The organism is Limibacillus sp. MBR-115, assembly GCF_040549425.1.
Lineage (GTDB): Bacteria > Pseudomonadota > Alphaproteobacteria > Kiloniellales > CECT-8803 > Limibacillus > Limibacillus halophilus.
Genome location: NZ_JBEPTJ010000002.1, coordinates 180,897 through 203,581, shown reverse-complemented (window position 1 = coordinate 203,581; position 22,685 = coordinate 180,897). Strand labels below are relative to the sequence as shown.

General features: G+C 60.1%; 24 protein-coding genes, 1 tRNA gene and 1 pseudogene. 17 read left to right on the top strand and 9 right to left on the bottom strand.

Annotated elements, in window-relative coordinates; genetic code table 11:
- Positions 1-73 precede the first annotated feature (73 nt).
- The 5 genes from pip (at position 74) to ABIE63_RS04550 (ending at position 3,693) form a co-directional block, all read left to right on the top strand.
- Positions 74-1,039, top strand: coding sequence for a prolyl aminopeptidase (pip, locus tag ABIE63_RS04570; RefSeq protein WP_354503209.1), 966 nt, complete (start codon positions 74-76; stop codon positions 1,037-1,039).
- A gap of 63 nt (positions 1,040-1,102) precedes the next feature.
- Complete coding sequence (locus tag ABIE63_RS04565) at positions 1,103-1,633, top strand: acyloxyacyl hydrolase (RefSeq protein WP_354503207.1); 531 nt, start codon at positions 1,103-1,105, stop codon at positions 1,631-1,633.
- A gap of 126 nt (positions 1,634-1,759) precedes the next feature.
- Positions 1,760-1,836: transfer RNA gene (locus ABIE63_RS04560), tRNA-Arg, on the top strand.
- Positions 1,837-1,924: 88 nt separating this feature from the next.
- Positions 1,925-2,674: a sulfite exporter TauE/SafE family protein gene (locus ABIE63_RS04555; RefSeq protein ID WP_354503204.1), complete on the top strand. Its 750-nt coding sequence runs from the start codon at positions 1,925-1,927 to the stop codon at positions 2,672-2,674.
- Positions 2,675-2,739: 65 nt separating this feature from the next.
- Entirely contained in the window at positions 2,740-3,693 is a 954-nt protein-coding gene (locus ABIE63_RS04550) for a calcium/sodium antiporter (protein WP_354503201.1), read from the top strand.
- Between the two features lie 624 nt (positions 3,694-4,317).
- On the opposite strand, the gene ABIE63_RS04545 is transcribed toward ABIE63_RS04550, so the two are convergent.
- Positions 4,318-5,136, bottom strand: a complete 819-nt coding sequence (locus ABIE63_RS04545) for a methyltransferase domain-containing protein (RefSeq protein ID WP_354503199.1) — start codon at positions 5,134-5,136, stop codon at positions 4,318-4,320.
- A gap of 182 nt (positions 5,137-5,318) precedes the next feature.
- Here ABIE63_RS04545 and ABIE63_RS04540 point away from each other — a divergent pair, with 182 nt between their 5' ends.
- Entirely contained in the window at positions 5,319-5,810 is a 492-nt protein-coding gene (locus tag ABIE63_RS04540; RefSeq protein WP_354503198.1) for a cupin domain-containing protein, read from the top strand.
- A 160-nt stretch (positions 5,811-5,970) separates the two neighbouring features.
- Positions 5,971-7,191 (top strand): MFS transporter, encoded by a 1,221-nt coding sequence (locus tag ABIE63_RS04535; protein ID WP_354503196.1) that lies wholly within the window; start codon positions 5,971-5,973, stop codon positions 7,189-7,191.
- Positions 7,192-7,208: 17 nt separating this feature from the next.
- Here the strand turns inward: ABIE63_RS04535 and ABIE63_RS04530 are convergent, their stop codons facing one another.
- Positions 7,209-8,117: a LysR family transcriptional regulator gene (locus tag ABIE63_RS04530; protein WP_354503193.1), complete on the bottom strand. Its 909-nt coding sequence runs from the start codon at positions 8,115-8,117 to the stop codon at positions 7,209-7,211.
- A gap of 195 nt (positions 8,118-8,312) precedes the next feature.
- On the opposite strand from ABIE63_RS04530, the pseudogene ABIE63_RS04525 reads away from it, so the two are divergent.
- From ABIE63_RS04525 to ABIE63_RS04490, 8 genes and pseudogenes are all read left to right on the top strand, one after another.
- Positions 8,313-8,528: pseudogene (locus tag ABIE63_RS04525) on the top strand (SDR family NAD(P)-dependent oxidoreductase); the annotation flags it as partial.
- Entirely contained in the window at positions 8,518-9,144 is a 627-nt protein-coding gene (locus ABIE63_RS04520; RefSeq protein WP_354503190.1) for a 3-hydroxybutyrate dehydrogenase, read from the top strand. The pseudogene ABIE63_RS04525 and the gene ABIE63_RS04520, both read left to right, overlap by 11 nt.
- Before the next feature lie 36 nt (positions 9,145-9,180).
- Positions 9,181-10,269 (top strand): patatin-like phospholipase family protein, encoded by a 1,089-nt coding sequence (locus ABIE63_RS04515; protein WP_354503188.1) that lies wholly within the window; start codon positions 9,181-9,183, stop codon positions 10,267-10,269.
- A gap of 235 nt (positions 10,270-10,504) precedes the next feature.
- On the top strand, positions 10,505-10,783 hold the full coding sequence (locus ABIE63_RS04510; protein ID WP_354503186.1) for a DUF2282 domain-containing protein: 279 nt from the start codon (positions 10,505-10,507) through the stop codon (positions 10,781-10,783).
- A gap of 53 nt (positions 10,784-10,836) precedes the next feature.
- Positions 10,837-11,841, top strand: a complete 1,005-nt coding sequence (locus ABIE63_RS04505; RefSeq protein ID WP_354503184.1) for a DUF692 domain-containing protein — start codon at positions 10,837-10,839, stop codon at positions 11,839-11,841.
- On the top strand, positions 11,828-12,625 hold the full coding sequence (locus ABIE63_RS04500) for a DNA-binding domain-containing protein (RefSeq protein WP_354503183.1): 798 nt from the start codon (positions 11,828-11,830) through the stop codon (positions 12,623-12,625). The genes ABIE63_RS04505 and ABIE63_RS04500 overlap by 14 nt, the downstream gene beginning before the upstream one ends.
- A gap of 15 nt (positions 12,626-12,640) precedes the next feature.
- Positions 12,641-13,117, top strand: coding sequence for a DoxX family protein (locus tag ABIE63_RS04495; RefSeq protein ID WP_354503181.1), 477 nt, complete (start codon positions 12,641-12,643; stop codon positions 13,115-13,117).
- Positions 13,118-13,121: 4 nt separating this feature from the next.
- Entirely contained in the window at positions 13,122-14,402 is a 1,281-nt protein-coding gene (locus tag ABIE63_RS04490; protein ID WP_354503179.1) for an NAD(P)/FAD-dependent oxidoreductase, read from the top strand.
- 48 nt (positions 14,403-14,450) lie between these two features.
- Here the strand turns inward: ABIE63_RS04490 and ABIE63_RS04485 are convergent, their stop codons facing one another.
- Positions 14,451-14,753, bottom strand: a complete 303-nt coding sequence (locus ABIE63_RS04485; protein ID WP_183414750.1) for a hypothetical protein — start codon at positions 14,751-14,753, stop codon at positions 14,451-14,453.
- A gap of 216 nt (positions 14,754-14,969) precedes the next feature.
- Here ABIE63_RS04485 and ABIE63_RS04480 point away from each other — a divergent pair, with 216 nt between their 5' ends.
- Complete coding sequence (locus ABIE63_RS04480) at positions 14,970-15,695, top strand: class I SAM-dependent methyltransferase (RefSeq protein WP_354503176.1); 726 nt, start codon at positions 14,970-14,972, stop codon at positions 15,693-15,695.
- Positions 15,696-15,929: 234 nt separating this feature from the next.
- On the opposite strand, the gene ABIE63_RS04475 is transcribed toward ABIE63_RS04480, so the two are convergent.
- The 5 genes from ABIE63_RS04475 to ABIE63_RS04455 form a co-directional block, all read right to left on the bottom strand.
- A complete protein-coding gene (locus ABIE63_RS04475) occupies positions 15,930-16,598 on the bottom strand; it encodes an ABC-type transport auxiliary lipoprotein family protein (protein WP_354503175.1) in 669 nt (222 codons plus the stop codon).
- On the bottom strand, positions 16,576-17,634 hold the full coding sequence (locus ABIE63_RS04470) for an MlaD family protein (protein ID WP_354503173.1): 1,059 nt from the start codon (positions 17,632-17,634) through the stop codon (positions 16,576-16,578). Before ABIE63_RS04470 ends, ABIE63_RS04475 begins: the two co-directional genes overlap by 23 nt.
- Before the next feature lie 10 nt (positions 17,635-17,644).
- A complete protein-coding gene (locus ABIE63_RS04465; protein WP_354503172.1) occupies positions 17,645-18,415 on the bottom strand; it encodes an ATP-binding cassette domain-containing protein in 771 nt (256 codons plus the stop codon).
- A 4-nt stretch (positions 18,416-18,419) separates the two neighbouring features.
- The gene (locus ABIE63_RS04460; RefSeq protein WP_354503170.1) at positions 18,420-19,574 is read right to left on the bottom strand and encodes an MlaE family lipid ABC transporter permease subunit; all 1,155 of its coding nucleotides are present in this window, start codon (positions 19,572-19,574) and stop codon (positions 18,420-18,422) included.
- A gap of 135 nt (positions 19,575-19,709) precedes the next feature.
- Complete coding sequence (locus tag ABIE63_RS04455; protein ID WP_354503167.1) at positions 19,710-20,075, bottom strand: hypothetical protein; 366 nt, start codon at positions 20,073-20,075, stop codon at positions 19,710-19,712.
- 134 nt (positions 20,076-20,209) lie between these two features.
- Here ABIE63_RS04455 and ABIE63_RS04450 point away from each other — a divergent pair, with 134 nt between their 5' ends.
- A complete protein-coding gene (locus ABIE63_RS04450; RefSeq protein WP_183414742.1) occupies positions 20,210-21,706 on the top strand; it encodes a CoA-acylating methylmalonate-semialdehyde dehydrogenase in 1,497 nt (498 codons plus the stop codon).
- Between the two features lie 110 nt (positions 21,707-21,816).
- On the opposite strand, the gene ABIE63_RS04445 is transcribed toward ABIE63_RS04450, so the two are convergent.
- Positions 21,817-22,614, bottom strand: a complete 798-nt coding sequence (locus tag ABIE63_RS04445; RefSeq protein ID WP_354503165.1) for a DUF1223 domain-containing protein — start codon at positions 22,612-22,614, stop codon at positions 21,817-21,819.
- Positions 22,615-22,685: the final 71 nt, after the last annotated feature.

Genomic DNA, 22,685 nt, shown 5'->3' with positions numbered 1-22,685 from the left:
AGCCTCTCCACTGCAAGGGTGCAAAAGCCCTACGGCCCCGATATGCTTTGCCAACGCTATGAGGCAAGCTTCGATGAGGGATGCAAACAAGGTGCAACAAGACCTCTTTCCGTCGATTGAGCCCTATGACCAGGGATATATGCCGGTCGACACCCACCACTCTATCTACTGGGAAGTTTGCGGCAACCCGAAGGGTAAGCCGGTTATCTTCCTGCATGGGGGCCCGGGGGCCGGTTGCGGGCCCGAACACCGGCGTTTCTTCGACCCGGCGCACTACCTGATCGTGTTGTTCGATCAGCGCGGCGCCGGTCGGTCACGACCTTATGCCGAGATCAAGGACAACACGACACAGCATCTGATCGCCGACATCGAGTTGCTGCGCGAGACGCTGGGGATTGAACGCTGGATGGTGTTCGGCGGCTCCTGGGGCTCGACCCTGGCGTTGGCCTACGCCCAGGCGCAGCCCGCGCGGGTGAGCGAACTGGTGCTGCGCGGCATCTTCCTGGGTCGCGCGCCCGAGATCGATTGGTTCCTGACCGGAATCCAGCAGATTTTCCCCGAGGCCTGGGCCGATTTCATGGCCCCCCTGGAAGCGGTTGAGCGGAGCGACATCCTGGCCAGTTACTATCGCCGCCTGAACGACCCTGACCCGGCTGTCCACCTACCCGCCGCCCGGGCCTGGGCCCAGTACGAGGGGCGCTGCGTGACCTTGTTGCCCTCCGCCGATACCGTTACCGCCTTTGCCAGTGCGTCCAAGGCGCTGGCCCTGGCGCGTCTGGAGGCCCACTATTTCATACATGGCGTTTTCCTGGAGCCTAACCAGTTGCTGGACCGGATCGGCGCCATTCGCGATATTCCCGCTGTGATCGTTCAGGGTCGTTACGACATCGTCTGTCCGGCGATCTCGGCACACGACCTGAAGACCGCCTGGCCCGAAGCGCGGCTGGAGATTATCCACGATGCGGGTCATTCCGCCTTGGAGCCGGGGATCCGCCGCGCGCTGGTCGGCGCGACCGAATCCTTCAAAACCCGGTTGTGAAGGCACCACGGGTTCAGTAGGGTTTTGAGCGCAACCAATAACAACGAGGAGCCTAGGGGGAAGATGGGACACTTTAAGAGTCTGACCATTGCGACGGCCCTGGCGGGCCTGCTGGGTGCAACCGGCTTTGCGGGACCGGCGGCGGCGCAGGAGTCCGATCCCTCCCTCCTTGCGCTGGGCGTGGGTTGGTACGACTTCAATCTGGGCGACGACGAGGCGGCCGATTTCCGGATCGAATATCGTCACGGGCAAGGCTTCTTTGACATCTTGAAGCCCTTCGCGGGATTGGAAGTCACCAGTGACGGTTCGGTGTGGGCGGGCGCCGGTCTGGCGCTTGACTTCAAGCTTGGGAATCATGTGGCGCTTACCTTGAGCTCGGGACCCGGCTATTACAGCGAAGGCGACGGCAAGGACCTCGGCAGCGAGCTTGAGTTCCGCTCCCAGGCCGAGCTTTCCTATATCTTCGACGACAAGGCGAGGCTGGGCGTTGCCGTCAGCCACCTCTCGAACGCCGGTATCGGCGACCGCAATCCCGGCACCGAGGTCCTCAGCCTCTATTACATGGTGCCGCTGCACAGCCTGACCGGCAACTGACGGCGCGGGGCGGCCTGACCTGGCCTGGCTTGGGCAGTTCATGAGCGGTCGCCGAGGAAGGATGCCGCACCAGAAGGCTCGACGTGGCGGGCCGCCTTCTTGTATAACCGCCGCCATCCGGCTGCTGTCCCCGTAGCTCAGCAGGATAGAGCATCAGATTCCTAATCTGAGGGTCGCAGGTTCGAATCCTGCCGGGGACGCCACTTTTCATTCCTGCTAGCCTGCCTTTAAGCGCGATATCGGACAGACTTCCTCCAGAGTAGAATGCTCTCTCTACTGGCGGAGGGTGCGATGCAGGACTTTCTGCTCTTCGTCGCGGTCGGTTTCTTGGCCCAGCTAGTGGACGGCGCCATCGGCATGGCCTATGGCCTGACCAGTATGAGCGTGCTGCTGGGTCTGGGGGTGGGACCAGCCACGGCCAGCGCCAGCGTTCATGTGGCAGAGGTATTCACCACTAGCGCTTCCGCTCTCTCACACTGGCGGCTCGGCAACATCCGTCCGCGCCTTGTTGCTGCACTCGCCTTCTCTGGCATGCTTGGCGGCGCGACCGGGGCCTACGTCCTTGTGATATCTCCCGGTGACGTGATCATGCTGACGGTTAGTGCCTACCTTCTGGTGATGGGCTGCATTATCCTGATCAAAGCGTTGCGGCCACGTCGGAGCGACAGTGGGCAGCCGATGCGTCACATGGTTTTGTTGGGTGCTATCGGCGGGTTCCTGGATGCGGCTGGCGGCGGCGGATGGGGGGCGATCGTCACTTCAACACTGGTCGGGCGGGGACTAACACCGCGCCTTGCCATAGGTTCCTCCAACGCGGCCGAGTTTTTCGTCGCATCCGTAGTTTCGGTCACGTTCCTTGGTACCATAGGTCTACAGCCCTGGCCGATCATCGGAGGTCTCATTGTGGGCGGTGTCCTGGCCGCTCCGGTCGCTGCCTATGCCGCCCGGTATCTGCCAGAGCGCTTGATCATGACCCTGGTCGGCGGCGTCATCGTTCTCTTGAGTTTCCGTCAGGTCGTCACGACATCTTCTTGGCCCTGATACAGGGTGTAAGCCGTCTCATCGAGCGTGCGCTACAGAGCGGGAGATTTCCAAGGGAGGATTCTTTGGTTTGGCTGGAACTGACGGCGGGCCTATTGCTGCTCCTGGGCGGCGGCGAAGCCTTGGTGAAGGGAGCCGTTGAGGCGGCGCAGCGGCTCAACGTCTCGCCCCTTCTGATCGGGCTGACACTCGTCGGTTTCGGAACTTCAACCCCGGAACTCGTAGCCAGCCTGGAGGCCGCTTTCATCGGTGCCCCGGGAATCGCGGTCGGCAACATCGTCGGCAGCAACATCGCCAACATTCTGCTGATCCTGGGAGTCTCCGCCGTAATCCTGCCGCTCTCGATAACACCGGCGGCGTTCCATCGTGACGGCACGGTGCTGGTCGGGGCGAGCCTACTGCTCGTGGCGGTCAGCATTCTGGGCACGCTGTCCAACCTAATCGGGATTGTCTTCCTCGGCCTGCTAGCGGCTTACACGGTTTGGACCTTCTTGGCGGAACGCAGGCGAGAGGACGCCTCCGCCCGCATGCATTTGGCCGAGGGAGAGGTTTTGGCGCCACGAAAACCGGGAGGCATGGCTCTGCCTTTTGCCCTACTGGTCGCCTTTGGGGGAATTGCGGCCGTAGTGGTGGGTGCCAACCTACTGGTCGGTTCCGCTGTTGTTTTGTCACGGGAACTCGGCGTGTCGGAGAGCGTAATCGGCCTGACTCTCGTCGCCGTGGGCACCTCCTTGCCGGAATTGGCGGTTTCGGTGCTAGCGGCCATCCGCCGCCAGGGCGATGTGGCGCTCGGTAACATCGTCGGCAGCAATATCTTCAACATCCTTGGAATCGCAGGCGTGACGGCAACCGTCGCACCGGTTCCCGTGCCGCCGGAGATCAAGGCCTTCGACATCTGGGTCATGCTGGCGACCGCCCTGCTGCTGGTGTGCTTTGCCGTCACGGGCTGGCGTATTAGCCGCCTCGAAGGCGCCACCTTCTTGGCTGGCTATGGGATCTATCTCTGGATCCTGATCTAGGCAGCCGGGTAATGATGCCCCCGACTTCCCAGCAGTTGATTGAGGGTCAGGACAAATTTCTTGAATCCAAGGTTGGTTCGCTAAACTCACATAGTGAGCCCCGCTGGTTAATTGCAGAGCATCGAAAATTCGGTGTTAGAGCCCTGGTAACCTTCGCCGCCTTTTCTGCAGAACGATGATCCGCTTTTTGCGTTAGTGGCAGTGTACGATGCCGACTTTCCGGTCCATGTGGCAGCATTTTCCGGGCGGCGAGCTTTTCCGACATCCCCCGCCATGTTCTAGAACTTTGCTCTGAAGCACGGGCGTTGACATCTTGCCCGCGCTTACATGATTTGGTCCAAGGCTGAAGACCGCAACTAAGGCCGCAAATAAAAGCACTCTCATCCAACCCTCCGTGATTTTAGATCCACACAAAATTACCACCAAGCGTTGTTCAATTGTATTAGATAATGCCGTTATGATTATAAATCGCTCGGCGCAACGGCCCTGCTTTCAATCGGCGCTTCTGGCGGCGAATGCCCGGCCGATCAGGTGAAACAGGGCGTCGCCGACACGGCGCTGAACCACATCGACCTGGCGGGCTTGGCGCAGCCCCCTTGGGCGCGAGGTTGCCCGCGTCGTTCTTCAGGCCGCGCGCGTGGCGGTGACGAGGAAGGTTTCGCAGGGGATAGCGTACCCGCCCGGCACTTTGAAATCTTTGAGGTCTCCGGCGACCTGATTGACGAGAGCAGCTTTCTTGTCGGCGGCAATTGCCGCCACTTCGCCTGCGTAGGGCATGCCTGCGATGTCGGCTAGAATTGACTCCTCGGCCGGTCCCATCCGCCTCAGAATCGTAAAGCATTCCGACTTCACGTCTGTGAATCCCGCCTGACCCGCCAGGACGGCAATTTCGTCCGTCTCATCGAATGAAAAGGGCGCCAGAGCGCGCTCTCCTGCGCGGCGGCTGACAAACTTGGTGAGGGCTCTCGAAAGCGCCGCACCATAGGGACTGACTGACTTCCAGACCGTTAACGCCAGGCGGCCACGAGGAGTCAGCACACGCGCCATCTCGCGCAATGCCCCGGCCCTGTCCGGGAAAAACTGTAATCCCTGTTGGCAAAAGACCAGATCGAAGCTTGCGGACGCGAAGGGCATGGCGCAGACATCGCATTGCCGCCAGTCTATGACCAATCCCTTTTGTTCGGCCACCGCCGCAGCAACGCGGAGCATCCCCGCGTTCTGGTCGATACCGGCGACGAGACTGCCCGGCGGCATTGCCGCAGCGGCAAGACGGGCCACAATCCCCGTTCCACAAGCGACGTCAAGCACGCGCGCACCAGCAGTGACACCAGCGCGTTCGAGCGTCGCTTCGGCAAGCGCCTTGAAGATTGCGGGAACCTTTTCAGCCTCGTAGAGGTGCGGCGCATCGCCCTCCAGCTGGAAGTTTTCCTCTCTGGCCATCATTCACATCCTCCCAAACATGCCGCCCTGGCGAGAGGGCCCTGTCTTTTTTCTTCCCACCATACATTCCGGTTATCGAAATGACAGGGGAACGGCATTTCACGCGAGGCGGTGCCTTCCCTACCTTTGCTCATCAGGTTGCCCGCGTCCGGCGCAACCGGCTTTGAGCAAAGGAGTTTACTGCCATGACCCACTTCGCTATCGGCCGCGGTTCGCGGTTTCTTGTCGCCGGGCTGCTGCTCGGCGCGACGGCCCTGCTTTCGCCCGGCGCTTCCGCCGGAGAATGCCCGACCGACCAGGTTAAACAGGGCGTTCGCCAGTCCGGCGAGACCGAGCCCAAGGGCGTTTCCGACACGGTGCTGAGCCATATCGACCTGGCAACCCAGGCGGTAAAACTGGAAGACACGCAGTTCCGTATGCGCCGTCTTGTTGTCGAGCCCGGCGGTGTCGTGCCTTGGCATTCGCACGGCGAGCGTCCGGCGCTGATCTACATCGTGTCCGGCGCCATCACCGAATACTCCAGCAACTGTGCGGTGCCGATCGAGCACAAGGCCGGCGACGCGGCCAAGGAGTCCGTCGGGCTGGCGCACTGGTGGAAGAACAACAGCAACGAACCTGTGGTGCTGATCTCCAGTGACATCCTTCACGTCAAGAAGGACGACGCGAAGGTCATGTAATCGGCGGTGACATCAGGACCGCGACTCAGCCGTCAACTCGGCTTCCTGCGTCATCCCCTTCTACTCGTCCGTTGTTTAGCGTCCGTGGCGCTCTTGGTCCTAGCAACTTCGGTTCTTGCGACTGGGCGCCACGCCGCTTCTTGTTGCAAGGAATTGCGCCATGTCCAGCATAGCCCCCGTTTCCACGCTTCCCCCGACCGTCAGAGGCAGCCAAGCAACTGCACGCCGCATCCGGGCGCTCGTGATCGGCGTAATCAGTTTCTTGACCTTGATCGATCTTTTCGCCGCCCAGGCAATCCTGCCGAGCCTGGCGGCGGCCTACGATGCGACGCCGGCGGAGATGGGGGTCGCCGTCAACGCCAGCACGTTCGGTATGGCGGTCTCTGGGTTGCTGGTGGCGCTCTTTAGCCGCCGCATCAATCGCCGCAAGGGTATCTGGGTGAGCCTGTCACTCCTGGCGGTCCCGACGCTGCTGCTGGCCACCATGCCCGATCTGGCGACCTTCACGGTCCTTCGTGTCCTGCAGGGCGTCTTCATGTCGGCCTCCTTCACGCTGACGGTCGCCTATCTGGCGGAGCAATGCAGCGCCGAGGAGAAAGCGGGCGCCCTGGCCGCCTATGTGACCGGTAACGTCGCCAGTAACTTCCTGGGTCGACTGATGTCGGCGGCCATTGCCGATCACCTTGGGCTTTCAGCCAACTTCGCGATCCTTGCGGGACTTAATCTGGCGGGTGCTCTGCTGGTCTTCTATAGCCTGCGTGGAGTCACCCCTATGATGGCGGATGCCGGACCGCGCCCGCCGATTTTCGCGGCCTGGGCTGAGCATCTGCGCAACCCTCTGTTGCGCCCGGCCTTTCTGCTGGGATTCTTGATCCTGTTCGTTTTCATCGGCACCTTCACCTATGTGAATTTCCTGCTGGTCGCCGAACCGCTGGCGCTGGATGCCATGCAGCTTGGGTTTGTCTACTTCGTCTTTCTACCCTCCATCATAACCACCCCCCTGGCCGGTCGCGCCGTACAGCATTTCGGGTCGCGGCCGACCTTCCTGGGTGCGCTGGCGTTGGCGCTTTTCAGCTTGCCGCTGTTGCTCTTGCCAAGCCTATCTGCGGTCCTGCTGGGGCTTGTGCTGGTCGCCGTCGGCACCTTCTTCGCCCAGGCGGCTGCAACCGGATACGTCAGCAGCGCCGCAACCGGTGACCGCGGGGCGGCTAGCGGACTCTATCTGGCGTCCTATTACTGTGGAGGTCTTTTCGGTAGCGCTGTCCTGGGTCAGCTCTTCAGTTTGTTCGGCTGGCCGGCAACCGTTGCGGGATTGGCTGTCGCGTTGCTGCTGGCGCTGGTATGCGCGACGCGGCTGGCAACGCCCCGCAGTCTTCGTTGAGGGTTATCGATTCGGATTCAAGCGGCGCTTAGCCGCGCGCCACTCGCGGGCGGCGCCCACTTATAGGATTTGACCGCCTGCACGAAGGCGGCGACCGCAGGCGAGAAGCGGCGCCCGGAAACGGTCACCAGTAAAATTTCCCGCCATACATCCGGCTCGACGACGGGGCGCGTCTTGATACCCGGAAGGACGGCGCTGTACTCGGGGATGAAACAGATTCCCAGACCGCCGGCGACCATATTCTGAATCCAGTCCTCACGCTCGCTGGCGTAAGCCAGATGCAAGCCCACATGCTGCACCTGGCAAAGCGAAAGCAAGTTGTCGCGGTATTCGCAATTCAATCGCCGAAGATAATTCTCGCCGTGGATTGCGGCGACCGGAATCTCGCTCATGGCTGCAAAACGGTGGCCGAAGGGAAAGGCCAGAACGAAGCGTTCCCTGTATAGGGTATAGCTGTTGAAACGTTCGGGAAAGCCGTCCGGGTCGCTCATGATCGCAACGTCCAGCTCGCCAGCGCCAAGCTGCTCGCAGAGCGCCCCCGGCATTCCCTCGATCAACTTCAACTCTATACCTGGATGCCTGGTTTGGAAGTCGGCCAGCAGGCCGGTGAAACGGGTGGGGCCGACGGTGCACATGATACCCAAAGTCACACTTGCCTGCTCCAAGGTCAGGAAACGCTTTGCATCGTGTTTCGCGCCTTCGGCGCTTTCCAGGATCTGTGCCAATCGCGGCCGGAGCAGCGCGCCGAGGTCGGTAATGTGAGTGAGACCCCTTTCGCGGCGCAGAAGCAGGCCGCCGATCTCGTCTTCAAGCTGTTGAATGGCGCGGCTGAGCGCCGGTTGAGTGACGTTGCACTTCTCCGCAGCCCGCGTGAAATTCAATGTTTCGCAGACCGCGAGGAAGTATCGGATGTGATGCATCTCCATGGCGCTAAGTCCTTTCGAGGTGCCATTTTCACCGCAACTTTCCAATCTTGGACCAACGAGCCAATCTTTATCCAATACTCCCTGGCTATCGAAATCATATCACGGCGGCATTTCACCAGCGAGCCGGATAAGCGCATCGTCCTCCTATCAGCCTGCCCCTTCAGACAGGCAAACACCTTTCATAGGAGGTAAAAAATGTACGACACCAGTTTCGCCACTCGCCCCTCCGCACGCCGCCGGCGCGCACTGGAAGGCCGGGTTGCGATCGTGACCGGTTCTACCAGCGGCATTGGGCTAGGCATAGCGCGAACGCTTGCCGAGAATGGTGCCGCAGTGTTGCTGAACGGCTTCGGCGACGCCGAGGAGATTGAGCGGATTCGCGGCGAGCTCTCCCTGCAGAATGATGTCGACGTGGCATACGACGGCGCCGACATGTCCAATCCTGAACAGATCGCGCGCATGGTCGCCGCACGCCAACGATGCGCTCGGGCCGGTCGATATTCTGGTCAACAACGCAGGTATCCAGCACGTATCGCCCGTCGAGAGCTTCCCGCCGCACAAGTGGGACGCGGTCATCGCCATCAACCTGTCCTCGGCTTTCCACATGACCCGGTTGGTCTTCGCCGGCATGAAACAACGTGGCTGGGGGCGGATCGTGAATGTTTCTTCCGCTCACGGGTTGATCGCCTCACCGTTCAAAGCAGCCTACGTGGCGGCCAAACACGGCATTGTCGGCCTGACCAAATGCGTCGCTCTTGAAGGCGCGGAGGCGGGCGTCACCTGCAATGCCATTTGTCCCGGTTACGTCTGGACTCCTCTGGTGGAAAAGCAGATCGAGGACCAAGCCAAGAATCACGGTATTCCGCGCGAGGAGGTTATTCGTCAGATCCTCCTGGCTCAGCAGCCCAACAAGCGTTTTGCAACCGTCGAGGAAATCGGCGCGCTTGCCGCATTCCTTTGCGCCGATGGCGGCGCGTCGATCACCGGCGCGGCCCTGCCAGTCGACGGCGGCTGGACAGCGCATTAACCCCCGATGCCGAGAGGCCGGAGAAGGAGAAAAGCGATGAACGTTCAGACATCCAGATCGCCGCAATCCGGGACCAAAATGCCGGACCACGGTGTTTGCGGCTGCGTTCCTGGAACCAAGACCTTGAACCTGGCACTTCAGGGCGGCGGAGCCCATGGAGCGTTCACCTGGGGCGTACTCGACCGTTTACTGGAAGATGACCGCCTCTCATTCGAAGGCATTGCCGCCACCAGCGCCGGCGCCATGAACGCCGTCGTTCTGGCCTATGGTTTGGCCGCGGGCGGCCGCGAAGGCGCGAAGAAGGCGCTTGCGAACTTCTGGCGTCGGATCAGCCACGCGGCGGCCTTCGGTATGCTACAGCCGTCGGAGTTTGACCGCGCGATGAAGGATTGGTCGCTGGACCATTCCCCCATGTTTCTCTGGTTCGACGTGGTCTCGCGATTGTTTTCGCCCTACCAGTTCAACCCCTACAACGTGAACCCGTTGCGCCGGGTGCTTGAGCAGTCGGTCGATTTCGACGTGCTTCGGAATGCCGCCTGTCCGGTACAGGTGTTCCTGGGGGCCACGAACGTACGTACAGGTAAGATCAAGGTGTTCGACAATGCCCAGCTAACAAGCGATGCCGTGCTGGCCTCCGCCTGTCTTCCGTTCTTGTTCCAGGCGGTCGAGATCGACGGCGAGGCTTACTGGGATGGCGGTTACATGGGGAATCCGGTGATCTTCCCCCTGATCTATAGCTGTGCGACCAGGGATGTGCTGATCGTGCATATCAACCCGCTGGAAAGAAAAGAAGTGCCCCGCACTTCGAGCGAGATTATGAGTCGCATCAACGAAATCAGCTTCAACTCGTCGCTCATGCGCGAAATGAGGGCGATCGCCTTCGTCAGCGATCTGATCGATAAGGATGTTGATAACAAGCTTGATCTGAAGCGCATGCTGATACACGGGATCGCTGCCGATGATGTAATGCTGGAACTGGGTGCCCGAAGCAAGCTCAACGCCGACTGGGCTTTTCTCACCATGCTGCGTGATACGGGCCGCGAGCGGGCCGGACTCTGGCTCCAGGAAAACTTTGAGAACATCGGCAAGGAAACCACGATCGATATCCAGGCGCGGTTCCTCTAGCCCACAAGCTATTCACGTCCCTCCCTGAACCTTTCGGACTGTTTGCCGGAGCCTCCCGAGAAATCGGGAGGTTTTTTTCATCGCCTTCGATGCCCGATACGTCAGCTCTATCGAAACCATCACTGATTGGCATTTCAGATTCAAACGGCAGCGGACGACATTGGTTGCAGGGCAGGCAACCGCCTTGCCTCCGATGAACCTACGCAAAGCGCAACCTTTAATGAGGAGACTTCCAATGATCAACACGAAGCACCTGGTTCTTTCCGCCGTCGCCGCCGCCGCCACTTTGGCGGCAGCTACCGCCAGCGCTCAGACCGGTCCGGCGCCGAAGCCGGATTTCAAGTTCGAGAAGTGCTACGGCGTCGTCAGCGCAGGCAAGAACGACTGCCAGACGGCAAACAGCTCCTGTGCCGGTACGTCCAAGACCGACCAGCAGGCCGATGCCTGGATTTATCTGCCAGCCGGAGCGTGCGGCAAAATTGTGGGCGGCTCGACCGAACCCAAGAACAGCTGAGTCTGCAAGCAAGCAATGCCGAAGATCCGCCACGCCGACCGATGGAGACTGTCATGACCGCATTCGCTCAAGTATCTTGCCTCCCCGCCAACGCGGGCATAGGCCTGCGTCACCCCCACATCGCGGAGATGCTTGAGCGGCGGCCATCGGTCGGCTGGCTGGAGGTTCATGCAGAGAACTTCATGAATGACAGCGCCCCCGCCGATGATCTGGAGACGCTTCGGAGCGCCTACCCGATTTCCCTTCATGGTGTTGGGCTTTCACTTGGCTCTGCCAAGGGTATTTGCGAGACGCATCTATCGCGCCTGCAGGCCGTGGTCGAACGCTATCAGCCTGCCCAGGTATCCGAGCACCTTTCCTGGTCGGTCCATGACGGCGCATACCTCAACAACCTGCTACCCTTGCCGCTTACCGAAGAAGCGCTCTCGGTTGTCGCACGGAATGTCGAGCGCTTGCAGGAACGGCTTCAGCGTCGAGTTCTGATCGAAAATCCCTCCGCCTATCTGGATTTCAAACACGCGACAATGAGCGAGCCTGAGTTCCTGTCCGCCTTGGTTCGGCGCACCGGTTGCGGTCTGCTTCTCGACGTCAACAACGTTTATGTTACGGCCCACAATCTCGGTTTGGACGCTCTGGCATACCTCCGGGCATTGCCTGCCACCGCTGTTGGCGAAATACACTTGGCCGGTCATCGCCGGATCGACGGCGAAGGGGGCCCCCTGCTCATTGACGATCACGGATCCCGCGTGGCCCGCCCGGTTTGGGCGCTCTACTGTGCGGCCCTGCACATGACCGGGCCGCAGCCGACCTTGATTGAATGGGATTCCGCCCTTCCGCCCTTGACGGTTCTGCTGGAAGAGGCAGCGCGCGCCGATCTGCTTGCGGACAGCGTGGCGTCAAGCAACGCAGCCGATCGGGATGAAACGACCCCGGCACGGACACCGGCGAACTGCACCACCGAATGTGACAGGAGTGTACGTTCATCCCCTAGGACCCAAACAACACAACGGCACGTACAAGCGCTCAATCTGAAGGAGGTTCGCGATGTCTTCGCTTGATTGCATTCAAGGACGCCTGAGCGATGTCGTCCTCGGCCGCAAAGAACCTGCGGGATTAACCGAAACCATTCAGGATGATGCGGTGATCGGCAATAAGGCGATCCAGGATCGTATTGCCGTTTATCGGGACACCACGTTGTTGACGCTGACAGCTGCTTTGAAGGCGACCTTTCCTGTCACGGTCAGGTTGGTGGACGACCGCTTCTTTGCCTATCTCGCCGATGGTTTCATTCGTTCAAATCCGCCGAGCGAGCCTCGGCTTACCCACTACGGCGCGGCGCTTCCGGACTACATCGCTCGTTTCCCGGCGTGCCGGGAGTATCGCTATCTAGCGGATGTCGCGCGCCTGGAGTGGGCTTTTGCGCAAGCGGCGCTGGAACGCGCGTGCGTCGCTCTGGAACCGCAGGTGCTGTTCAAGCTCCTGAAGGAGGGCGCGGATGTCCGTCTGCATTTGCAGCCGTCGCTTCAATTCCTCGTTTTGCGCTGGTCGGTCTTGCCATTGTGGGAAGAGCTTCGAGAACCTGCCGATCCCAGCGCGCCGCCGGTGCCGCTCCGCGAAACGACCTACAACATTCTCAAGCGGGACGCGCGGAATGTCCGCCTCCAGAAACAGGGCCGTGCAACCTTCGCCTTTCGCCACGCTCTGGCCCATGGGTACAGCATCGAGCAGTCCGCCCGGGTCGCGCTGAACCGTGATCGGTTCTTCGATCTGGCGGTCGAGCTTTTGGATCTTTTCGGAGAGGGGCTCGTCACCGGCATATCCCTCAATGCCAACCATCAATAGGAAAGGAAGTGCGTTATGAACTCGCAAACTCTATCCCTTCGGTCCATCGCCGATATGGCGGCCCCTCGTGCGCTACGACGGGTCGTCGAGGCGGTTGAATGCGTACCGTTGTCGCTCGTCCAAGTCATGGGTCGGGTGGCGCTGGCCAGTCTGTTCTGGAAATCGGCGCAATCGAAGCTCGCGAGTTGGGAGATCACCCAGCAGCTTTTTGCCTATGAATATCAGGTTCCCTTGCTGTCGCCGGAGCTTGCCGCCGTGCTTGGCACGGCGGCCGAGTTGGGCGGTGCGGTCCTGTTGTTCTTTGGCTTGATGACCCGGTTTGGGGCTCTGGCCCTGCTTGGGGTAACGGCGACGATCCAGCTTTTCGTCTTCCCAGGTAACTGGGGCGAGCATCTGCTCTGGGCGTCGCTTCTCATTCTCTTGATTGCGCGAGGCGGCGGGGTTCTCTCCTGTGATTATCTGCTGACCCGCTTGCTGACCGCAGGGAGGTAGGATCGTGGCTGTGTCTGGCAGCAAGGAAAACGGCGGTCGATTGCCGGAAGTGGTGATTATTGGTGCTGGCTTCGGGGGTCTTTCGGCCGCAAGGGCTCTTGCAGGGCTTCCGCTGCGAGTCACGGTGATCGACCGGCGCAACTACCACCTGTTTCAACCATTGCTCTATCAGGTTGCGACAGCGGGCTTGTCACCGGCGCAAATAGCAGCGCCTATCCGGCGAATTCTCCGCGGGCAAAAGAACACACGCTCCGTCATGGACCGTGTTGTCGGCATCGACCGCGATCGCCGCGTGGTGACGACGGAAACGCAGACCTTCGCGTTCGACTACCTCATTGTGGCCACGGGAGCGCGGCACAACTATTACGGCAACGACCAGTGGGAGGAAACGGCGCCCGGCCTCAAGAAGATTGACGACGCAACCTCGATCCGCCGTCGCGTGTTGCTCGCGTTTGAGCAAGCGGAGAACGCCACCAGTGACGAGGAGGTGCAGCGGCTGCTGACTTTCGTCGTAGTGGGCGGCGGCCCGACGGGCGTCGAGATGGCGGGCGCCATCGCCGAGTTGGCCCGCAAGGCATTGGCCGAGGACTTCCGCCGAATCGATCCGGGCACGGCCCGTGTGATTCTGGTGGAGGCCGGTCCGCGTTTGCTGCCAACCTTCTCCGAGCCCTCGTCGCTTGCTGCACGCAAGCAGCTTGAAGCACTGGGGGTCGAAGTTATGGCCGGAGTTGCAGTGGCCGCTCTTGATGCCGGGGTCATCAAGCTTGCCGACGGAAGTACGATCGAAAGCAACTGTGCGGTTTGGAGCGCCGGCGTCATGGCGTCTCCTGCCGCGCGCTGGCTTAACAGCAACCGGGATGCCGCAGGAAGAGTGCTGGTTTCTGGAAATCTGACCTTGCCTGACGATCCGCGCATTTATGTCGTTGGAGATACGGCGTCGCTTGTCGATGCGCGGTCCGTGGCCGTGCCGGGAGTGGCGCCTGCGGCGAAGCAGATGGGCCGTTACGCAGCACGATCAATCGTGCGCCATATTCATACCCAGCCTCCACTGCCGCCGTTTCGCTATCGCAACTACGGCAACCTTGCGACGCTCGGCCGTAAAGCCGCGGTCGCCGAGTTTGGGCCTCTGCGATTGAGCGGATTTCCCGCGTGGCTGCTGTGGAGCTTGATCCACATTTACTTTTTGATTGGCCACAGGAACCGGCTGGGGGTGATCTTAGACTGGGTTTGGGCCTATGCCACCTACGATCGCGGCGCTCGCTTGATCACAGGATCGAGCGAGTAATCGCCGAGTTCCTCCTCTTAAGCAAGGTATAGGCACGTCTTTGCGGTATCAGCCATGAGCTTCGCTACGCCAGCCCCAACGGGCCTGCCAGGCTTTGATGGGGCTGAAGGGGCGAACGACATAGGATTGGGAGAGTCGTAGGGCGGCCTGCCATTCTCGAAAAGCAAGCGAGGCCTCCTCTCGCGTCAGCAGCCGCGTCGAAAGATCGGCATGGGAAATGTGCTTTGCGAGGGGGGAACGAACAAGGCCCTCCTCGATACCAATCACCCGCCAGCCTTCTCCCTCGGGTTGCAGGCGCAGGATCCCGGTCCGTCCATCACTGTCACGATACAAGGCGAAGTCGCGGTCCATGACACCTCCTTGGACCCCGCAGACCGGCGGAGTCCCTCCGCTAGCAGCCTTCCCCTTCAATAATACATCATTCAACAGCAAATTCCTTAATAGAGCCTTATTAAGGGTGCAAACAATCTATTACAAACAGCTAATAAGAGTAAAATTGAGTCTATCAATGCGCATTGATTGGGCGTCTCCGCCTGTCTAACCTGTTTGAAGTGGGGGGCAATGGGTATGGACCTGAAAGAAGAAGAAATACTGGGCGCAGCCATTGTTGACCATTGGTACTACCGGTCCAAGGGAGCCGCGCTCCGTTCTCTGCTGAAGGGAATGCCTGCACGACGTCTCGTGGATGTAGGCGCCGGGTCCGGGATTTTTTCCAAACAACTCTTGGAACATGGCTTGGCAGCCGAAGCTTACTGCATCGACCCTTACTACAGCGAGGAACGGGATGAAACGCACGCTGGGCGGCCACTGAGCTTTCGGCGCGTGCTGGAGCCCTCCGGCCGCGCCGACTTGGTCTTGATGATGGATGTACTGGAGCACGTGGACGATGATCTGGCGCTTTTGACCCAGTACAGCAATGATTTAGCATCCGGTGCCCGCGTTGCCATTACAGTGCCAGCCTTCACATTTCTTTGGTCTGGCCACGATGTCTTCCTGGAGCATAGGCGGCGGTACAGCCTGGCCGAGCTGGAAGATCTCGTCCGGCGCGCAGGCTTGGAGATAGAGCGAGGCCGGTATTTCTTCGGCCTTATCTTCCCTTTGGTCGCGGTTCTTCGGCTACTTGAGAGCAGACGGGTAAAGCGCGGGGACCTGCAACCGGCAAGTTCCCTCAGAAAAGCTCCGGAGCCTTTGAATAGCCTCCTTGTGGCAGCTCATGCCCTGGAGCGAATCCTTCTGTTTCCAATAAATCGCATGGCTGGTCTGACGGCCTTTTGCCTTGCCAGAAAGCCCTGAGCGGCGTCATTCTCTGTCGGCCTCTTCTTTTTCCTGACTTTTGTCGGTGGTTGCGTCGGCTCGACAAGCGGCGCGATCAAGATCTTTCGGTTTCAAATCCTTTTGCTTGTCGCGCGCCGCCAATTGCGGAGCCTTTATGCTCCACACGCGGTGGTGCGCATGACCTACAACGGCCGCCTGGAGCTATTCACCTTACTGGTGTTGCTGGATAGTGGGTTCTGGCGCTGGTAGCCGCTAGCCTTGTTGCTGCTCGGCGTTGCCGGTCTCCAGCGTCCAGATCACCAATTCCTTCAAGACCTGATTGAGCGCTTCGTCGTAGGCCTCGATGATGGCTCCAATCTTATCTTCAGCCGCCGCTACCTTGGCGCCGAAGAGGCGACCCTGCAGAATTCGTCGATCCAGGGCACGCACCAGTTTGGCGTTGATGCGCACATGCGCGATCGGCTTTCCCCCATCGAAATACTCGACTTGGAACTCGCGCAGCTCGGTCTTTAGAAGGAAGTCCGCACGCAGCCCCAGCGCCTCCGGTCCCACCGCGCCGATGGCGTTGGTATTCTCGAAAGATTCCGAAATCAGCCCTTGCACCATGCGCGTCGCGCGGTCTGTCCAGGCCGCCTTGGCGTAGTACTCCAACGTGACCGGTGAGCGCATCAACGCGATGCGTGGCACGTCGATACCGGCCCCTGATGTCGGCCTGTCGATCAGCAGCGCCCAGGACACCTGTGGCAAGTCCTGGCGAAAGGTTGATTTCGGCGTCAGGCGATAGAGTTGCGGCGGCTCGCCGCGCGGGCCTACCAGTCCCGCGCAACCGCTGAGAATGGGTAGGGCTAAAGTGAGCGCCAGACCTCCTGTCCCCTGGACCAGGGTGCGGCGCGTTCGATCAATCCGGGGTGCCAGCGTCATAACCCTCCGAGCGGTTGCCAAAAATGAAGTTGCCGGGATCGCGTTCGATTTGTCCCAGCAACCTGTTCACGTTAGTCACGAGGTCTCGGGCCTCACTGAAAAAGGCGACAACCTCGAAAAGACCGCTGGAGGTGAATTCCGCGAGTTGCCCCCGGTTCTCCTCCAGAATCTTGTTCATTGTACCACCCAGCACCTCGAAGCGCTCTGCCGAGGCACGGATCGCCTGCAGGCTACCGCGCAGATCGCCCCCGAGGTTGTCCGCGCTTCCCTCGACCGAGCGGGCGGTGTCCTCGAAGGCCTTGAGTGTTGCGCCGGCCTGACTCGCCAGCTGTTTCGACTCGCTCTCGAAACCAGCTATCAGTTCCTGAAAGGATTGTGTGGTCGTGCCAACAGTCTTTGCGGTTCGACCGATCTCCTCGATGGTCACGCGCGATGTATCCATCAACTCCGGCAAACCGGTTGCTCCCTCCTTAAGTGTTGCGAGTAGCTGCGACAAGTTGATGAGCGCCTGTTCAAACTCCTTACGGTTTTCGGGCCGCAGGAGGTCATTGGCGCGTTTGAGGACTAGATTGGCCTCGGAAAGAACCGACGGCGCGCTATCCAACAACTCCTGCAGGCCGGAAGCCTTCGAGGCGATTACGGCCATCCTTTGTCCCGGCTGCGGGACCAGGGGCGCCGCAGACTGACTGCCGCCGGAAAGCAACACATAACTGCCGCCCGCCAAACCCTGAATCGCCAATGTCGCAACGGTATCGCTGCGGATCGGTGTGTCAGCGCGCACCTCGATCGTGACGACAATCCGTTCCAGGTTTTCGGGATCTATGCGAATGGCCTTAACTTCGCCGACGTTGATGCCGCGATAGCTGACACTGGCGCCTTCACGCAAGCCCGATACGCTATCCTCGAAGTGAATCTCATAGGAGGTGATGCTGGCATCGACATTGACCTTGGCGAGCCAAACGACAAAGCCGATCCCGCCGACGAACAGCGAGATCACGAACAACCCGACCAGAAGATAGTTCGCACGGGTTTCCATAATTCCTGGCCTAGCCCTCTCCCATGGCGGCGCGTGCGCGCGGCCCGTTGAAGTATTCCTGAATCCAGGGATGCGGGTCGCGCCGCAATCGATCCAACGTGTCCACCTTAACACGCTTGTCGACAAGCACGGCAATGCGATCGGCAACGGCGACCAGGGAATCCAGATCATGGGTAACCATGATGACCGTCAGGCCGAGCGCGCCTTGCAACGTGCGCAGCAGCGTATCGAAATTGCTCGCACCGATAGGATCCAGGCCTGCTGTCGGCTCGTCCAGAAGCAAGATGTCCGGGTCCAAGGCCAAGGCCCGCGCAAGACCGGCGCGTTTTCGCATGCCGCCGGATAGTTCGGAGGGGTACTTGTCGGCAGCGCCCGGCGGCAGCCCCGTCATGGCGATCTTCAACAAGGCTATCTCCCGGCGCAACGCTGGTTTCAGACGCAGGTGCTCGCGCAGCGGTACTTCGATGTTCTGCGCGACCGTCAGCGACGAAAAAAGCGCGCCGTCTTGAAACAGCATCCCCCAATGGCGTTTGAAGCTGTGGCGTTCGACCGGCGTCATGCCCCTCATATCCCGCCCCAGAACCTCGACCTCTCCCGCGGCGGGGGTCATCAGGCCGATGATGTTGCGCAGCAACACCGATTTTCCAGTACCCGAGCCGCCGACCAGCGCCAGAATCTCGCCGCGCCGCACAGTTAGGTCGACACCATCATGGATGACATTCCTGCCGAAGCGGGTAACCAAGCCTTTGACCTCGATAGCGCTTTTTGCGGTTTCCGGCATGGCGCTAGATCCCGACGATGGAAAAGAAGATGGAGAAGATGGCGTCCAGAACGATCACGATGAAAATCGATTGCACAACCGCTCGGGTGGTTTGTTGGCCCACCGATTCGGCGCTGCGGGAAACCCGCATGCCCTGGAAACAGCCGACCAGGGCAATCACAAAAGCAAAGATCGGCGCTTTGCCGATACCGACGAAAAAATTGTCGATGGGCACGGCGCCGTGAAACTGCGTGATAAACTGCGAAGGTGTAATATCCAAGGCGATCATGGACATAACCGCGCCACCCAGCACACCCATGATGTCGGCGTAGAAAGTCAGCAACGGCAAGACCAAGATAAGGGCAATTACGCGGGGCAGGACCAGCACGTCCACCGGGTCCAGGCCGATTGTTTCAAGGGCATCGATCTCCTCGTTCACTTGCATGGTGCCGATCTGAGCCGTAAAGGCGGATCCGGACCGCCCTGCGACGATGATGGCGGTGATCAATATGCCCATCTCACGAAGGACGCCGATGCCAACCAGATTGACGGTGAAAATCTCAGCCCCGAAACGGCGCAGTTGGTCTGCGCCCTGGTAGGCCAGTACGACACCGATTAGGAAGGATAGCAGGCCGACGATCGGCAAAGCGTCAAAACCGGTGCGTTCCATGTGAGTGAAGATGGCCGCGAAACGCAGTCGGCGGGGCCGCAGTATCGCCCGAGTCATCGCGATGACCGTCATCCCCATGAAATTGATCAGATCGCGGGCCTGAAGCAGAAACCATATCGACGCGCGGCCACAACGTTCTATCAAGGCAATCAGAAGCGTTGGACGCGCTTCCCGGGGCGGCTCCAGATCGCCTAAAGCCCCAACATTGTCGAGCAGCGCCTGCTTATCGTCACTGATACCGGTAAACTGAACGGTCACGCCTTCAGACTGCCACCGGGCTACATGGCGGCAAAGTTGCCAAGCGGCGGCGCTATCCAGGCGCCCGACGGTTTCCAGATTTACTTCCAGGGAGAGGGGGCTCTCCGGCTTCAGCGCAGTGAGTTGCTGGGCAAGCTGCTCAAGATTGGCGGTGACCCAATCTCCGCCACAATGCAAGATGGCGGCCTCGGGCGCCGCGCCTTGTTGATGCTCCAGCTTTACGCTCGCCGGGGTGCCTTCCCAAGACGCCATCGTGCGTTCCCTCGTCAGCCCGAATGATCAATCCAAGGTGACGGCATGCCGTGCCACTGGCAAGCCCTTTGGCAATTTACCCCAGTAGGCAAGTCAGGGTCGGCAAGTCAGGGTCGTTGTACGAGGTTGAGATATCTAAAGCAGACAATCGCCTTCGCCCCAATAGGCGCAGGCCATTTCCACCTCTTCCTGATGATACTCGATAGCAGCGGCTCCGTGGTCCGGGCCATCGTAGAGGCCCAACTCGGAGATGAGCTGAAAAAACCCCTTGCCGGGAAGCCCTGGCTGGGATCGGCTAACGACGAGCGCCGCCAACAAAGGCCGTCCGGCGGCGGCGTCCTCCCGGATCATCTGCTCCAAGGCGACGGTGATGCTGTGGATAGCGCAGGGCGACGGAACATTCGCGACAATAGCCAGGTCGCGGTACGTGATCGTGCGACGGCAGCGGGCCAGCCCCATCAAAGTTTCGCGTAGTGAAGTGTTCAACCCGTCACGTGGCATTTTGTCACCTATTGGTCTCCGAACCATAAAAAGGTGTGCTTTGCCAAGATTGCAAGGGCGGCCTCGACGGACAGGTGCAATTGCGTTATGACCAAGTTGAAATTTCCAGGGATATTTGTAAGGAGAAAAGTTCGATGGCGACGAAGATCCACCATTTCATCGGTGGCGTGAGAGTTGAGAGCAATAGCACGCGGTTTTCCCCGGTATTTGACCCTTCTACCGGAGAGCAGGCCGCCGAGGTTGCGCTGGCGACGATTGGTGAGGTGGATGCCGCTATCGAGTCCTCCCGACAGGCGCTAGCAACCTGGTCCGCGACCACGCCGTTGAACCGCGCTCGAGTGCTTTTCAAGTACAAGGAGCTTCTGGAGAACAACCGTGAAGCGCTTGCAACCCTGATCTCCAAGGAGCATGGCAAGGTTCTGAGTGACGCTATGGGAGAAGTTACGCGCGGCATCGAGGTGGTGGAGTTCGCCACGGGCATTCCGCATCTTCTCAAAGGCGAGTTCAGCGAGAACGTCGGAACCAACGTCGATAGCCATTCAATGCGTCAGCCGCTTGGTGTGGTTGCCGGAATCACGCCCTTCAACTTTCCGGCCATGGTGCCGATGTGGATGTTCCCGGTCGCGCTCGCCTGTGGAAACACTTTTGTCCTCAAGCCTTCTGAGAAAGACCCTTCCGCGCCATTACTGCTTGCCGAATTGATGATGGAGGCAGGCGCGCCCGCAGGCGTTTTGAACGTCGTGAACGGCGATAAGGAGGCGGTAGACCGCATTCTGTCGCATCCCGATATCGCCGCTGTCAGTTTTGTCGGTTCGACACCGATTGCCGAGTACGTCTATCACACCGGCACGGCCCACAATAAGCGTGTTCAAGCGCTGGGCGGTGCCAAGAATCACATGGTGATCATGCCGGATGCGGATATGGATCTAGCAACCGACGCCTTGATGGGCGCGGGGTATGGCTCGGCCGGCGAACGATGCATGGCGATTTCTGTGGCAGTCGCCGTGGGGGACGCGGGCGATGCTCTGCTTGAGCGTCTGGAGCCGCGTGTCCGCGGTATGAAGATCGGCCCCTGGAACGATCCGGAAGCGGAAATGGGCCCGCTGGTCAGCAAGCAACACCTGGACAAGGTCCGCAGCTATGTGGATCTGGGCGTTCAGGAGGGGGCGAAGTTGGTCGTCGATGGCCGCGATACCAGCCTGCAGGGATACGAAAACGGTTACTTCCTGGGCGGCTGTCTGTTCGACGAAGTTCAGCCAGACATGCGTATTTGCAAAGAGGAGATCTTTGGTCCGGTTCTTTCCGTCGTCCGCGTACCCGACTATGCGAAGGCTGTTGAGATGATCGACGCCCATGAGTATGGAAACGGAACCGCTATCTTCACCCGTGACGGAGACGCGGCGCGCAACTTCGCAAGCCGTATTCAGGTGGGCATGGTAGGGATCAACGTACCGATTCCCGTCCCCATGGCCTTTCATTCCTTTGGCGGCTGGAAGCGTTCCCTGTTCGGCGACCATCATATGCATGGCCCCGAGGGTGTGCGCTTTTACACCAAAATGAAGACGATCACCTCGCGTTGGCCGACAGGTATCCGGGCAGGGGCCGAGTTTGTCATGCCGACGATGAAATAGGCTGCGCCGTTAGCCCGTTTGATCCGAGAGATGCGAACGGAGCGCCTGAGTCACATGAACGGCTTGGGCTTCCGTTCGTAGCGACCCGTTCATGGAAAGCGGCGGGCCGATTAACTGCGGAACGGCAAAAGCGCCGCGCCGATGATCGGTCCGGTTTCGTTGCTTTGCAGGAGCACCGCGCAGCCGTCGCGCCCGTCGGCGATCGCCGCTTCCATGTTGAGGTCCATCGTTACCGCGGCCCCATTCCATTCGCCGATTTTCACCAGTTTTCGGACGACATGCGCGTTGGTTATCTTGCGGCCGTTGTTCTCTCCCGCGCGAACCTCGGTCTCATGCTTCTGATCGAAAAAGGCCATCCAGATCGTCGCCCCGCCATCTGGTGCATGTCCTGCTGGAATGGTAAGGCGCTCCCGTTCCAGAACGATCGGAATCTTTGGCGTTCCTCGGGCCTTCTCAATAGCTTCCCGCACCTGATTCCGGCGCGATCCGACCACATCCCAACGTCCGTCGACGATAATCTGCGGCGTGTAGATGAAACGGTTTGATAAGCTTGCCAGGTACGCGCGCTGTCGATCGGTGTAGAGCGGATCGGAGAAGGGGTCCTGCCATCCGATGTAATCCCAATAATCCACGTGCAGGGAGAGTGCCACGATCGTTTCGTCGGTTGCCAGTTCAGCCAGCAATTGATCGGCAGGCGGGCAAGAACTGCACCCTTGAGATGTGTACAACTCAACGACAACGGGTGTTTTCGCGGCTGGATCCGCTGCGTTTACCGGATGCCCTCCGCCAAGCAGATACGCGCCTAGAACAAGAGCGAAAACCCAAACGGTGAGAAGTCTGGTGGTCATGGTGGGGTAGGCAGTGGTGCGTACTGTTCTCATGCCGTCAATGTAAGACCAGCGTCTCATCACCGGCCAATCACTTACGGGTGAAGGCCGGTCGCCTGTTCTGCGGGCCGCGGCGCCGTTCTGCGATCGGT

What these genes read in the sequence shown, in the direction of transcription:
- pip (WP_354503209.1), top strand. Translation starts at nt 74, where the DNA reads ATGAGGGATGCAAACAAGGTGCAACAAGACCTCTTTCCGTCGATTGAG.
- ABIE63_RS04565 (WP_354503207.1), top strand. Translation starts at nt 1,103, where the DNA reads ATGGGACACTTTAAGAGTCTGACCATTGCGACGGCCCTGGCGGGCCTG.
- ABIE63_RS04555 (WP_354503204.1), top strand. Translation starts at nt 1,925, where the DNA reads ATGCAGGACTTTCTGCTCTTCGTCGCGGTCGGTTTCTTGGCCCAGCTA.
- ABIE63_RS04545 (WP_354503199.1), bottom strand. Translation starts at nt 5,136, where the DNA reads ATGATGGCCAGAGAGGAAAACTTCCAGCTGGAGGGCGATGCGCCGCAC.
- ABIE63_RS04540 (WP_354503198.1), top strand. Translation starts at nt 5,319, where the DNA reads ATGACCCACTTCGCTATCGGCCGCGGTTCGCGGTTTCTTGTCGCCGGG.
- ABIE63_RS04535 (WP_354503196.1), top strand. Translation starts at nt 5,971, where the DNA reads ATGTCCAGCATAGCCCCCGTTTCCACGCTTCCCCCGACCGTCAGAGGC.
- ABIE63_RS04530 (WP_354503193.1), bottom strand. Translation starts at nt 8,117, where the DNA reads ATGGAGATGCATCACATCCGATACTTCCTCGCGGTCTGCGAAACATTG.
- ABIE63_RS04520 (WP_354503190.1), top strand. Translation starts at nt 8,518, where the DNA reads ATGATGTCGACGTGGCATACGACGGCGCCGACATGTCCAATCCTGAAC.
- ABIE63_RS04515 (WP_354503188.1), top strand. Translation starts at nt 9,181, where the DNA reads ATGAACGTTCAGACATCCAGATCGCCGCAATCCGGGACCAAAATGCCG.
- ABIE63_RS04510 (WP_354503186.1), top strand. Translation starts at nt 10,505, where the DNA reads ATGATCAACACGAAGCACCTGGTTCTTTCCGCCGTCGCCGCCGCCGCC.
- ABIE63_RS04505 (WP_354503184.1), top strand. Translation starts at nt 10,837, where the DNA reads ATGACCGCATTCGCTCAAGTATCTTGCCTCCCCGCCAACGCGGGCATA.
- ABIE63_RS04500 (WP_354503183.1), top strand. Translation starts at nt 11,828, where the DNA reads ATGTCTTCGCTTGATTGCATTCAAGGACGCCTGAGCGATGTCGTCCTC.
- ABIE63_RS04495 (WP_354503181.1), top strand. Translation starts at nt 12,641, where the DNA reads ATGAACTCGCAAACTCTATCCCTTCGGTCCATCGCCGATATGGCGGCC.
- ABIE63_RS04485 (WP_183414750.1), bottom strand. Translation starts at nt 14,753, where the DNA reads ATGGACCGCGACTTCGCCTTGTATCGTGACAGTGATGGACGGACCGGG.
- ABIE63_RS04480 (WP_354503176.1), top strand. Translation starts at nt 14,970, where the DNA reads ATGGACCTGAAAGAAGAAGAAATACTGGGCGCAGCCATTGTTGACCAT.
- ABIE63_RS04475 (WP_354503175.1), bottom strand. Translation starts at nt 16,598, where the DNA reads ATGACGCTGGCACCCCGGATTGATCGAACGCGCCGCACCCTGGTCCAG.
- ABIE63_RS04470 (WP_354503173.1), bottom strand. Translation starts at nt 17,634, where the DNA reads ATGGAAACCCGTGCGAACTATCTTCTGGTCGGGTTGTTCGTGATCTCG.
- ABIE63_RS04465 (WP_354503172.1), bottom strand. Translation starts at nt 18,415, where the DNA reads ATGCCGGAAACCGCAAAAAGCGCTATCGAGGTCAAAGGCTTGGTTACC.
- ABIE63_RS04460 (WP_354503170.1), bottom strand. Translation starts at nt 19,574, where the DNA reads ATGGCGTCTTGGGAAGGCACCCCGGCGAGCGTAAAGCTGGAGCATCAA.
- ABIE63_RS04455 (WP_354503167.1), bottom strand. Translation starts at nt 20,075, where the DNA reads ATGCCACGTGACGGGTTGAACACTTCACTACGCGAAACTTTGATGGGG.
- ABIE63_RS04450 (WP_183414742.1), top strand. Translation starts at nt 20,210, where the DNA reads ATGGCGACGAAGATCCACCATTTCATCGGTGGCGTGAGAGTTGAGAGC.
- ABIE63_RS04445 (WP_354503165.1), bottom strand. Translation starts at nt 22,614, where the DNA reads ATGAGACGCTGGTCTTACATTGACGGCATGAGAACAGTACGCACCACT.